This window comes from Paenisporosarcina cavernae, from assembly GCF_003595195.1.
Taxonomy (GTDB): Bacteria; Bacillota; Bacilli; order Bacillales_A; family Planococcaceae; genus Paenisporosarcina; species Paenisporosarcina cavernae.
The window spans coordinates 687,052-699,002 of sequence record NZ_CP032418.1 but is presented as its reverse complement, the minus strand read 5'-3'; the positions used below and the strand labels follow the sequence as shown (position 1 = coordinate 699,002).

The 11,951-nt window shown below is 42.2% G+C and carries 12 protein-coding genes; 3 read left to right on the top strand and 9 right to left on the bottom strand.

Going from position 1 to position 11,951, the window contains the following annotated elements; translation table 11 throughout:
* Positions 1 to 48 precede the first annotated feature (48 nt).
* The 9 genes from D3873_RS03515 to ftsE all read right to left on the bottom strand — a co-directional run bounded on the left by D3873_RS03515 (position 49) and on the right by ftsE (position 8,598).
* Complete coding sequence (locus D3873_RS03515) at positions 49 to 447, bottom strand: VOC family protein (protein ID WP_119882726.1); 399 nt, start codon at positions 445 to 447, stop codon at positions 49 to 51.
* Between the two features lie 123 nt (positions 448 to 570).
* On the bottom strand, positions 571 to 813 hold the full coding sequence (locus tag D3873_RS03510) for a CsbA family protein (protein WP_119882725.1): 243 nt from the start codon (positions 811 to 813) through the stop codon (positions 571 to 573).
* Between the two features lie 37 nt (positions 814 to 850).
* Positions 851 to 2,017 carry a PDZ domain-containing protein gene (locus tag D3873_RS03505; RefSeq protein ID WP_238473822.1) on the bottom strand — a complete coding sequence of 389 codons (1,167 nt, stop codon included), beginning with the start codon at positions 2,015 to 2,017 and terminating at the stop codon, positions 851 to 853.
* A gap of 463 nt (positions 2,018 to 2,480) precedes the next feature.
* Entirely contained in the window at positions 2,481 to 3,890 is a 1,410-nt protein-coding gene (locus D3873_RS03500; RefSeq protein WP_238473821.1) for a S41 family peptidase, read from the bottom strand.
* 88 nt (positions 3,891 to 3,978) lie between these two features.
* A complete protein-coding gene (locus D3873_RS03495) occupies positions 3,979 to 4,557 on the bottom strand; it encodes a peroxiredoxin family protein (RefSeq protein ID WP_119882723.1) in 579 nt (192 codons plus the stop codon).
* Between the two features lie 2 nt (positions 4,558 to 4,559).
* The gene (locus tag D3873_RS03490) at positions 4,560 to 5,210 is read right to left on the bottom strand and encodes a hypothetical protein (protein ID WP_119882722.1); all 651 of its coding nucleotides are present in this window, start codon (positions 5,208 to 5,210) and stop codon (positions 4,560 to 4,562) included.
* A gap of 108 nt (positions 5,211 to 5,318) precedes the next feature.
* Positions 5,319 to 6,605 (bottom strand): murein hydrolase activator EnvC family protein, encoded by a 1,287-nt coding sequence (locus D3873_RS03485; RefSeq protein ID WP_119882721.1) that lies wholly within the window; start codon positions 6,603 to 6,605, stop codon positions 5,319 to 5,321.
* A gap of 432 nt (positions 6,606 to 7,037) precedes the next feature.
* Entirely contained in the window at positions 7,038 to 7,922 is an 885-nt protein-coding gene (ftsX, locus tag D3873_RS03480) for a permease-like cell division protein FtsX (protein WP_119882720.1), read from the bottom strand.
* Entirely contained in the window at positions 7,912 to 8,598 is a 687-nt protein-coding gene (ftsE, locus tag D3873_RS03475) for a cell division ATP-binding protein FtsE (RefSeq protein WP_119882719.1), read from the bottom strand. The genes ftsX and ftsE overlap by 11 nt, the downstream gene beginning before the upstream one ends.
* Before the next feature lie 444 nt (positions 8,599 to 9,042).
* On the opposite strand from ftsE, the gene D3873_RS03470 reads away from it, so the two are divergent.
* The 3 genes from D3873_RS03470 (at position 9,043) to D3873_RS03460 (ending at position 11,867) form a co-directional block, all read left to right on the top strand.
* Positions 9,043 to 9,909: a YitT family protein gene (locus tag D3873_RS03470; protein ID WP_119882718.1), complete on the top strand. Its 867-nt coding sequence runs from the start codon at positions 9,043 to 9,045 to the stop codon at positions 9,907 to 9,909.
* Positions 9,910 to 10,086: 177 nt separating this feature from the next.
* Positions 10,087 to 10,419, top strand: a complete 333-nt coding sequence (gene cccB / locus D3873_RS03465; protein WP_119882717.1) for a cytochrome c551 — start codon at positions 10,087 to 10,089, stop codon at positions 10,417 to 10,419.
* A gap of 464 nt (positions 10,420 to 10,883) precedes the next feature.
* On the top strand, positions 10,884 to 11,867 hold the full coding sequence (locus D3873_RS03460; protein ID WP_162920132.1) for a nuclease-related domain-containing protein: 984 nt from the start codon (positions 10,884 to 10,886) through the stop codon (positions 11,865 to 11,867).
* The last annotated feature ends 84 nt before the right edge of the window (positions 11,868 to 11,951 follow it).

The window sequence follows — 11,951 nt, the reverse complement described above, 5'->3', positions numbered from 1 at the left end:
GGTATTTATAATATACCATCAGGGGTATATTTAATGCAAGATACTTGCCTACATTGCTGAAAAAACAATTTCAACTTTGATTCGATCGGGATCTTCAAAAAAGATGGCGTACGGTTTCTCTTGTCTCGATGGGTACCGATCTGCATACAAGAACGGCACACCTCTATCTGCTAATTTACCTCTGAGCATGTCCACTTCTTCCACACTATCTGCATGGAAAGCTAGATGATTCAACCCGACTCGAGACCGGTGATAGGGAATATCTAAAAACCGTTCTTCCGTTTGGACGAATACGAGATATGTCTCTCCAAGCTTCCAGCTTCTTCCTTTTTCCCATGATTGAAACTCCTCGTATCCTAGCTCTTCTAACAACCAACCCCAAAACTCAATTGTTTTAGCTAAATTCGAAACATACAATTCCACATGATGAAGTATTCCCTTTTTCATCGCTAAAACTCCTCTTTTGCGACCTTTTCTTTAGTGTAATAAAATCGCTCCATACTCTCTAGTTTTTCGTTTTTCATTCCACACATAAAAAAAGGACTCCACTTGGAATCCTTTTTGCATCTCTTATTCTTTTCGTTTTCCTCGCTCCATCATCTGCGTAGCGTACCAAAATCCAATTGTTAACGAAAACGCATCCACAATATATAACAACCACGTATGCGTAAATCCAGCGTACACACTTGCGGCAATTAGAGCGACTGTCAACAACAACGCAACCCAATGTGAAAATGTCACGCGAGTAAACAAAATCACGAGTAAGCCTGGGATAAAAAGTGCTAAAAAAAACTTCGTTATCATCGTATCCATTACATTCTCCTACCATGAGTGCCAAACACTCGCATTGTTAAATAATCAGTAACCCTAAGCGGTGATGATCGTGTCGATAGATCACGTGTTGGCGAAGGCGAACTTCCCCGTTGAAATCGAGCACTTCTAAACGGCAATGTGCTGCATTAATTTGAATCGCTTCGTACAATTCTTGCTCATTTGTCACGAGTTGCCCATTCACCTTTCGAATGCACTCACCAACGACAAGTCCCATACGTTCAGCAGGAGATTCAGGAAGAACACCGACAATCATAACGCCTTCAGATTTTGGCGCAACCGCATAATTACCGGCACGTTCTTTTATTCCAAAGAAAATCGACAAACCTATTCGGCCAATAAACCCTAGAATAAACGCTGCAAATACGAGTCCTTTCACCCAATAACCGCTTAAACTTAGTGCCACCATCAGTAAACCAATCAGTAGTACCGCTTGTCCAAAACGAGGTATTACCGTTACTGGTAACGAATGTTTCGCTTTTAACGCAAACCCAATTACAAACGGAAATAATACAAGTCCGTATGTTCCGTCTCCCATGTGAAATGTTGGCCAATACGGTAACCAGTCTGGAAGAAGTCCAACTGGGACAATCGTTACAACTGGGACTAACCACAATCGTTTCATTCGATTGGTCGCTGCTTTCAATCCACGTGTTGTCTCTTCTAATCGCGGAGAAACGAGCTGGTCGCCTTTTTTAGAAATTAACAACCCTTCCACCACAACGAGCAATCCGATTAAAATACCAAACCCGACAAACGTGGATGCTTCTAGTGATAAAGACAAATTCCACACATCTACATTGGGAGTATTTCGTACATATGTAAGGAGAAGTAACAGTCCGATCGCAATTGGCGCAGTAATCGCTGGCGATCCCGCGACATACATAAACAGAACAATCATCACGGCTAAAATCACACTATAAAAGACTAAAATTTCCGATCCAATCACGAGTCCTGCCGCCACACTAATGACCGACAACACAAGCGCATACACCCATGTTTCGGAAACGAGTCCTCGAAGCTCACTCCAACCATCTATTAATCGTATGCGAAAATGCTTTCGCTCATTTTTTACTCGCACATATCCTAAGACGATCGCAAACAAAATCGCCAAATAGAACACCGGATTCGCAAACAACCAGCCGATTCCTTGTAAAATTTCCATTCCAATAGCTCGAACTAACAAACAATCCAGCCCCCATCTCGTGGTCTAGCATTTCTTACCATTGTATCAAACGTAGAAGGGAATGCGTATGCTTTTGCGAAATAAAAAAAGGACACCTTAGCTATTCCGTCACACTTGAATAGCGAAGACATCCAAATAATCGGTTTTCGGTTCACCGAAAACCTTCCACATTGCCAAAACGATCAGCGTAAGGGGTAAATGAATCGAGTGATAAATATTCTAAAACACAAAAATCTATTCTAAAACTTCCGCTATCAGGAATTTCACCGTTCTATAAGCGGCAATTCTTATTCTATCAGCACAGCCGCACGCTCTATCAGAGGGGGTTCGGCAACCCGAAAATCTTAAGCGCTCATAAACGGAGGGTGAACGTTTTTAAAATCACCATAACCGCTCATAAATGCATCGTACTATCATTATTTAACGAGTCATGCTAAATAGTTGATCCATCAAATTTCCCCCATCACTTCAACACATGAAATAAATAGCCGATCGCCATTTGGGCTTGTTTGTCGTTTGCTTTATCTGCTTGAAATTTCGAGATTTCTTGATGAAGCACAGTGTAGAAATCAATGTCCATTTTACCGCTGGAAGATTTTCCACGTTTATGCATAAACGTAACGACAGCTTGTTTTGTTTGTCCGTCAAAGAAACCGTCTTCTCGCAAGGAATCTTCGCCAAAGGCATTTAATACTTTTTGTGCATAGGCGACGTCTTCGTTAAAGTCACCAAGCTCGGACGTACTAGTCGCAGGATTAACACGGAGTTCAAATAGAGCGGGCTGTTCCACTTCTAAATCAACTTTAATCCCTTTTCCGTGAATCCATTTTCGCTCTGGTGTTAGCCACCGGTGACTCGATAGTTTCACTTCTCCGCCGTTTGAGAGTTTCCACGTTTCTTGTACTGTGCCTTTTCCAAAGCTCGTCGTTCCAGCAATAATGCCGCGATCGTTTCCTTGAATGGCTCCTGCTAATACTTCACTAGCGGAGGCACTTCCACTGTTTTGCAGCAAGACAACGGGTAAGTTCCGCATTTTTTTCACGTAATCGGTTTCTTTCTCAGTTGCGACAGTTAGTGGTTCCAGCACCCCTTCTGGGTCTTGCATATACGTGAATACTTTATTTGGTTCCAACAAACTAGACGCAATTTGTTGCACACTTCCTAAGTAACCTCCAGGGTTGGAGCGGACATCGATCAATAATCCATCAATGCCTTCTTTTATGAGTTTCTGTGTTTGTTTTTTCCATTCTTCTGCCGTTTTTTCGCCGAACACAGAAATCTCAACAACACCTATCGATTTTTCTTCTTGTTCAAGTTTCTTCGATTTCACGGTAATGACTTCCATCGATTGACGTATCATGGTGAACGTATAATGCTTATCTTCTCGCTCTCGGTAGACGACAAGTTTCACATTCGTTCCTTCTTTTCCACGAATCGACGATAACAATTCGCCAAACGACTTCCCATCCATTTTCACATCATCCACTTGCACAATTTCATCAAATGGTTGCACACCGGCTTTTTCCGCTGGCCCTTCTTTCAAAGGTGACACCACAATAAAACGGCCATCTTTTTCCATTACTTCAATTCCCACGCCGACTCGTTCATCTGCGAGGGACTCGTGATGGGCAATTGCTTCGGTTTTGGAAAAATAGGTCGAATACGGGTCGCGCAGCGTCGCCGTCATCCCTCGCAGTGCCCCTTCTAACAACTGCTCCCCGTTCACAGCTGTGATGGACGATTGTAAAATACGTTCGTACGCCTCTTCTATTGGCTGTAGGTTGACGTTTTCAGCAGCTGGTCCAGGCTGAGGGCTTTTATTCCCCCAAAAAATAAACAGTAAAAGTCCGGCGAGGATGATCCCGCCAAACAAAAAAATCCGGCTTCTAGTCAGTTCGCATTCCTCCCATCTCTACTGTATGTAGCGTGAAAGGAAGTTAGGACTGCTAGAAGACGGAAGTTTAGTCCATGCCTTCAAGTAGATTGATCATCATGTCTTCATCCATCGGACCGACGATGCGGTGCGCGATGGTCCCGTCCGTATTAATCAAAAAGGACGTTGGAATGGTAAGTGCTTCGTATTCGTTACTGATCGTGCCTTCTTCGTCGAGAAGAATGGGAAACGTCAGTTTGTTGTAGCCAACGAATTCTTCGACTTGCTCGATCGAGTCCGAGCTTAACAAGTTAACGGCTAAGATTTCGGTATTCATCTCTTCTGCATGGTCTTCGTAGAAATTTTGCATATGCGGCATTTCCGCTTTACACGGAGGACACCACGTCGCCCAGAAATTCACGATGACTTTTTTTCCTTTGTAATCAGAAAGACGAGTCTTCTCGCCGTCTAACGTTTGTAGCGTAAAGTCAGGTGGCGTGCCGCCTTCTTTTAAACTTGTTTTCGTTGTTTGGTTCACAATATCCGAACCAAGTTGTTCGTCTGTTAGTGCCGATTCGCGCGTTTCGGATTCTTGTTTAATGTATGAAACGAGCGCAATCACGATCAGCAAACCGACGAGCACTAAGCCAAAAATTTTCTTCTTCAACGTTATTCCTCCACTTGTTTGCGAACATTCTCACGTAGCGTTAGAACTGCAATACTGCTAAGCGCTAAAATCGCGGTGATGTAGAGCGGCGTTTGCAAAATCCCGTCTGGTTGTGCGTAAGCGACGACGAAGTGGACAAGTAAAAACAGCATCGTTAGTTGTACGCGCCACGTGTGGGACCAGAACGCTTTTATCCACGTCACGTAGAGTAGAGCCGCAAAAAGGATGACGGTGACTGCTTTTTGCCAAAGTGATCCGTCATTTAGCGCGACCATCGCAAATTGATACAGCGATTGTACCATAATCATTCCGAGAAGCATTGCAGCAAGCTCACGTTCGGCAAATCCTTTTTGGAATAAAACGTAGAATACCCGCGCGATGGCGGCTACTAATCCGAGGTAAAGACCAGTTTCACCACCGTTAAAGTATAGAATCGAAATGGGCGAATTCCATACCATATTAAAATCGGTTACGATGATGCTTAATTTCCACACGAGTAGAAATAATATGGCCGCATCCGAATACCAATCTTCTGTTTCCTTTCCGAAACGCTTCCATAAAATGACTCCAGTGACGATGAGAGCGAAAAGTACGGCAATCCAAGAAGACGGGACAGTGAGTGACTTAATGATAAACCAATCCGTTACGGGCAAAGGGATTCCCTCCTTTTGTGCTAGTAGTAGGTAATGCTATTGACCTAGAGCATTGTGTCAAAAAAGCACTCACCAGCAGTAACGATGCGAGTGAGTGCGGGCGTTACATTAAAACGATACGTAGCGAGTTGGGTTGACAGAACCATGTGACTGTCCAGCCCAGTAGCCAATGTGAATTTCGAAGTGTGTATGTGGTCCAGTCGAACGACCAGTGTTCCCCATGCGTCCAATGATTTGTCCTTTTTGCACAACTTGTCCAACGCTTGAGCTAAAGGCACTCATGTGTGCGTAAACAGTCGTATAAATTTGGCCATCGATGGAGTGCGTCACCATCACCACATTTCCGAATGTGCTCAGTGGAGCCGCGTACGATACAACACCATCTGCTGCTGCAACGATCGGTGTGCCGATGCTGTTCGCAATATCGACACCATAGTGGAACTCGCCACCTTCTCCAATATCACGTCCGCCGTAACCTGAAGTGAAACGACCAGCTGCAGGTCGTGTCCACGTTCCAGAAGAAACTGCTGGAGGAACGCTTACACCAGAAGATGCTTGTTGACGCTTACGCTCTTCTGCTTCACGTTTCTTACGCGCAATTTCTGCTTGACGAGCAACTTCCGCTAAACGTTTTTGTTCAGAAACGATTTTCGCTTGTACATCTGCACTGATTTTAAGAATTTCGGAATGCTCTTTTTCCAGCTTTTCTTTTTGTACAACCATTTGCGCTTGTTCTTTTTCTAATTCATCGATTAAACGATTTTTCTCTGCTTTTTGCGCATCCATTTGTTTTTTCAATGTCACTAACTGATCGCGACGAGCTTCTTGGGTCGCTAATTTTTCTTCTACAGACGCTTTTTGTTCTTCAAGCGCTTTTTTATCGTCGGATTGCTCCTGTAAAATTTTACGGTCGGCATCCATTAACGTGTTGACTGCAGAAAAGCGGTCAATGAAATCCGCAAAACTATTCGCCCCAAGAAGGACGTCGATGTAACTAACCGATCCACCACTTGCTTGAACCGCACGGATACGTTCTTTAATTAACTCATCACGATCCGCAATTTTCTTCTCTAATTCTTTAATCGATTCTTTTAACTTCTCAATTTCTAAGTTCGTAATCTTAATATCATTTAAGATTTTTTCAATTTTATCATTCGCCTCAATAATTTTTGCATCGAGTGCTTGAATTTGTGACGTAATTTGTTCCTGACGTGTTTGATTCACATTAATATCTTTTTCTTTTGTCTTAATTTCTGAATTAATTTTTGATTTTTTCTGGTTTAACTCCGATTGTGATTTTTTCAAATCATCAAGTGTACTTGCATTAGCGATTGGCTCGACCGAAAAAGACAAACCAACGACAAGCGTTAAACCTAGCAACAAACTCTTTCTCATGTTATTCCCCTTTCTAATGTTCCATAGATCAGTGAAGTATTTTGTATGGATGGTGAGGTATTATTTTTTCTAATTATTTGTGTATTTTTTACCGTCAATTTGCCGCTTAACGCTGACATTGCCTCAGCCTCCTCGTGTAGCAAAAAGCACTACACTGCGGGGTCTTCAACGAATACTTTTCCAGCTGTTAGCGGAAAATGATCATTGTCGTCATCTTAATAATGACGTTTATATTTTCTAGAGATGTTCAGCTTCTACGAATCTATATTTGGTTGAAGTTGTAGACGACGACTCCAGCGGGAATAGCTTGAGCTGAAGGCCCCGGAGGAACGCAGTGCCGAGGAGACTGAAGCCAAGCCCGCGGAAAGCGTTCGTCGGAAACAAAAACCAAAGGTTTTTTTGAGTTAATGTTTACTAAAAGATTTTCATCTATTAAACTCGCAAGAACTTTCGTACGGACATGAAACTCCCCCAAATACCGATGAACATTCCCATCACTAAAATTAATCCATTTACTTGGTATAAAAACGGTGTCAGCGGTAACAGCTGGAACAACTCACCATCTAAATACGGCGTTGCCACCTTATACACATTCACATACAACAGTGTCACGAGCGTTATCGGCACAATCGCACCTAAAATCCCAATCCACATACCTTCTAACACAAAAGGTAAACGAACAAACCAGTTCGTTGCCCCTACTAATTTCATAATCTCAATTTCGCGTCCTCTCGCTACGATCGTAATGCGAATCGTATTCGAAATCAAGAACATCGCCGTGAACAATAACGCGAGAATCAGGATTAACCCAACATTTCGTGCAACATTTAAGAAACCAAACAACTTCTCGATTTTGCCTTCGCCATATTCCACGGAATATGTATTCGCAAGCGCATCAATTCGTTTCGCAACTGTTCCTGTTTCTTGCGGGTTTTCCGCTTTCACGTAATAAGCATCACGTAACGGATTGTTTTGATCATACAATCTCAGGTCATCCCCGAAATCCTTGATCAAATCTTCAAGCTCCGCATCTTTACTTGAATACTTCACAGATGCGACGCCTCTAGTTTGTTCAATCTCTGCTTTCAATGTTTCCACATCTTCTGGCGAAATTTGTAGCTCCGCCAACACTTTAATCTCCACATCTTCTTCTAAATCGTCCGCTACTTTGTTTAAATTCATCATGATCATAACGAATACGCCAACAAGTAGTAACGTGACCGTAACTGCACTTGCCGAAGCAAATGTCATCCAACTATTACGAGCAAGCGACTTTCCGCTTTCACGGAAATGTCTTCCTAATGTTCTAGCTTTCATACCCGTAATCACCTCCGTGCTCATCACGTACAATGAGTCCACCTTCAACGGCAATCACTCGGTGTCGAATCGTGTTGACAATTTCTTTATTATGCGTCGCCATCACAACTGTTGTGCCGCGACGATTAATCTCTTCAAATAAATTCATAATATCCCAAGACGTTTCAGGGTCTAAGTTTCCGGTAGGCTCATCGGCAATCATCACTTTCGGGATGTTGACAATCGAACGTGCGATAGACACACGTTGTTGTTCCCCGCCAGATAATTCTGTTGGGAACATTCTTGCTTTATGCTTCAACCCGACTAAATCGAGCACTTCCATTACGCGCTTTCGAATCACTTTTGGTGACTCTTCAATTACTTCTAACGCGAATGCGACGTTTTCATACACATTTAAACGCGGTAACAATTTAAAATCCTGGAACACAACGCCAATTTGACGACGTAAATATGGAACGCGTTTGGGGCGTAACTTTGCCAAATTAATGCCATTCACTAAAATGTCACCCGATGTTGGTCGTTCTTCGCGATACATCATTTTGATAAATGTCGATTTCCCAGCACCAGACGGTCCTACCACATACACAAACTCGCCTTGCTTAATCTCAACATTGATGCCATTCGCCGCCACAATCCCGTTCGGATACTTTTTATATACGTCTTTCATGTGTATCATTTAATTAATTTGCCTCCAAGCTAGTAAAATTCTCTATGATCAAACCGAACCATCACTCGGTCAATTAATTGCTTCATCCGTCAAAGACCGACAAACTTATTATATCAACTTCCTGCACAAATTTTTATTACATTCACGTTACAAAATATATGACATAAGTCGTGTTGAAGCTTTTACCTTCTACTTCTTTCGTATTCGACATGCTAGTCGATTTCTCCTTTATTTGGCAAAATCAATCGAATTCTTCGCCAATCTAGCAAATTTCGCTTGTCACCAAGGTCATAAATTTGTCACAACTCTCGCGTTGTTACCAAAATTTACGCATCTGAGCTTACCCAATTTGTGTGAATTCATTCAACATTTCCATTATTCCGCTGCCCCTTTGAATTTTCGACAAACTACTGTTTAATAAGAGGAAACACCACTTAAATGGAGGAATCACACATGAAAGAACGGAAAATTCGCCGCGAGCCGCACCCTCACCTCGCCATGGCGCTCGAATATATCTATATCATCGTCGGAGCTGCAATTATCGCCGTCGGGTTTAACGTCTTTTTATTACCGAATGAGGTTGCCTCTGGTGGCGTAAGCGGGATCTCGACAATCTTAAAAGGCATATTTGGATGGTCCCCAGGACTTGTGCAATATGCATTTAACATCCCACTCTTTGTTGCAGGCGTCATTTTTCTGGGCAAATCATTTGGAGTACGCTCACTCGTCGGGACACTTACGTTGCCCTTGTTCGTTCTTCTGACAGCCGGATGGGAACCGGCAACACTAAATCCCCTGCTAGGCGCATTGTTTGGCGGGATATCAGTCGGAGTCGGCCTTGGAATCGTCTTCCGTGGGAAAGCATCGACAGGTGGAACAGACCTTGCCGCACAAATCATCACCAAATACACTGGCTTTTCACTTGGGACAAGCGTCATGCTGATTGACGGACTCATCGTCCTCTCTGCAGCAATTGTCTTTGACATCGAAAAAGGACTGTACGCGCTCATTGGATTATTCGTCACCACAAAAACAATCGACATCATCCAACTTGGATTTAGCCAATCCAAAATGGTCTACATCATCACCAACAAACAAGAAGAAATGCGCGACGCTATTTACGCAGAAATCAACCGCGGCGTCACCAAACTACCAGCAGTAGGCGGGTACACTAATGCTGAAAAACCAATTCTACTCGTTGTCGTCTACCAAACCGAATTCACCAAACTCAAATCACTCGTCAAACTCGTTGATCCAAGCGCCTTTATCATCGTATCTGATGCCTACGAAGTCCTCGGCGAAGGCTTTAAAAGAGCATAAGAAATTCGACTGTCAATTTTCATCATTGGCAGTCTTTTTTAAAAATTTGAAGGATTTATTTTCACCGTTAAGGGAATACTGAATTATGTATACTTTTTGAACAAGTTGATTGTGAGAAGGGATTAATTACAAGAGTGAAGAAGTAATGGACTTACATACAAAAAGGAGGATTTATTCATGAAAAAAAGATTCTTTGCGTCCATTCTTTTCGGAAGCGCACTTGTACTTGGAGCATGTGGCGGTGGAGAAGAAGAAGCAACTGATACTGGTAACGGTGGCGAGACTGCCTCCGTTGATGCAGAACAAATCGTCAATCAGAACTGCATCAGCTGTCATGGTGAAAACTTAGAAGGACGCGGAAACTTCCCAAAACTTGCTGACGTTGGTTCTCGCTTAAGCGAAGAAGAAATTCTAGGCGTCATCACGAACGGACGGGGCGGTATGCCTCCTGGCATCATTAAAGGTGCAGAAGCAGAAGCAGTCGCAGCATGGCTAGCAGAAAAGAAATAACAACGAGCAGGCTTTCCTATCGAAAGCCTGCTTTTTTTGTGTCGGGATTGGAACGCTCATAAAAACGCCATTATCGCTTATAAAATTCCCTGTTCGCTTATAATCAAATACCGAGGGAGCGATTATAAAATTCAAATAAACGCTGACAAAATAAAATTTATAGTAAATTTTTAACCTGAGTCGTACTTTTTCCACTTTAATACATTACGCGTCTACCGGTAATTTTGGACATTTACTTTATCTTGCATCAAATGGTACTCTAAAAATGACAAGTATTTCCCCACTTCAATCATCCTCTACTCTTAAATGGATTTGCAACTTGACTCGGAGCCTCTGCGGGCATGACCGAAAGCCACGCTGCCAGCTCACAAACTCGCTGGCTTTTCCCGAAAAAGATTACCATGCAAACCTCTCCAAATAAAGTTCCAACTATGTCCACTAAAACCTCAAAAGGAGTCTCGCAATTGAATACTAAAAAAAGAGAAACAAGTCCCTATTATCAAGTAATAGAAACACTATCCCGAAGACTTATTCCCACTCATCCTAGTTACTCTCTTATTCAACGCACACTTGCAAAGATGGATGCCGGTAACTGGGGAGAGGACAGTGTTGCACATCTCTTCACCTATTTCTATCCCACTTTTCCATTCAACATTCTTCACGATGTCTTTCTCAAATCCACTACTTACGTTCAAATTGACCACATTCTGATCACACCATTTAAACTATTTGTAATCGAAAGTAAGAATTTAAAAGGTCAGTTAATTGTAACTCGACACCCAGATCAACTTGTTCAAGTCTTAGAAGATGGGAAACGAATAGCTTATGACTCCCCACTCGCACAATCAGAACGAAATGCAGAACTATTAAATAGATGGCTAACCGTTCAAGGTTATAACATCCCAGTAGAGCATTTCGTTGTATTCACTAACCCCACCGCAGAAATCAACACAATGCAATCCGAGCCTTCCATCGTTCGAACCAAATTTCTTACAAACGAAATACTGAAGAGAATTACAGGTAAAAAACTTCTAACATTTACTGAATTAGATGTTCTCGCGAACAAACTGCGTTCTAGTCACATTAGCTATCAAAAGAACAACATACTTGAAAAATACCAAATCCGACCGGAACATATTGTCAAAGGTGTTCAATGTTCAAATTGTCATCGTATCAGAATGGAATGGAAAACATGTAAATGGCAATGTAATTGTGGATATAAATCTAAAGATAGTCATCTTCAAGCATTCGAAGATTATCGATTGTTATTTGGTGAGACGATAACTAACAAACTATGCCGTGAGTTTCTCGCGATTGAAGATAGGTATATAGCAAAACGTCTACTTCAATTAGGAGGATATCAAAAATCTGGAACAAAGAGACATACAAAATACTCTCTTACGTCTGAAAAGAATATTATTCAACTCCAAAAAGAAGGCATTCGCTAGCGAATGCCCTCCTTTTAACCTTTATGAGGAAGATTTTCGGCTTGCCGAAAATCAACTGCATTTAAATTTCCCATAGATACTTCG

Excerpts from the sequence above, each read along its gene's own strand:
- D3873_RS03515 (WP_119882726.1), bottom strand. The coding sequence starts at position 447 with ATGAAAAAGGGAATACTTCATCATGTGGAATTGTATGTTTCGAATTTA.
- D3873_RS03510 (WP_119882725.1), bottom strand. The coding sequence starts at position 813 with ATGGATACGATGATAACGAAGTTTTTTTTAGCACTTTTTATCCCAGGC.
- D3873_RS03485 (WP_119882721.1), bottom strand. The coding sequence starts at position 6,605 with ATGAGAAAGAGTTTGTTGCTAGGTTTAACGCTTGTCGTTGGTTTGTCT.
- ftsX (WP_119882720.1), bottom strand. The coding sequence starts at position 7,922 with ATGAAAGCTAGAACATTAGGAAGACATTTCCGTGAAAGCGGAAAGTCG.
- ftsE (WP_119882719.1), bottom strand. The coding sequence starts at position 8,598 with ATGATACACATGAAAGACGTATATAAAAAGTATCCGAACGGGATTGTG.
- D3873_RS03470 (WP_119882718.1), top strand. The coding sequence starts at position 9,043 with ATGAAAGAACGGAAAATTCGCCGCGAGCCGCACCCTCACCTCGCCATG.
- cccB (WP_119882717.1), top strand. The coding sequence starts at position 10,087 with ATGAAAAAAAGATTCTTTGCGTCCATTCTTTTCGGAAGCGCACTTGTA.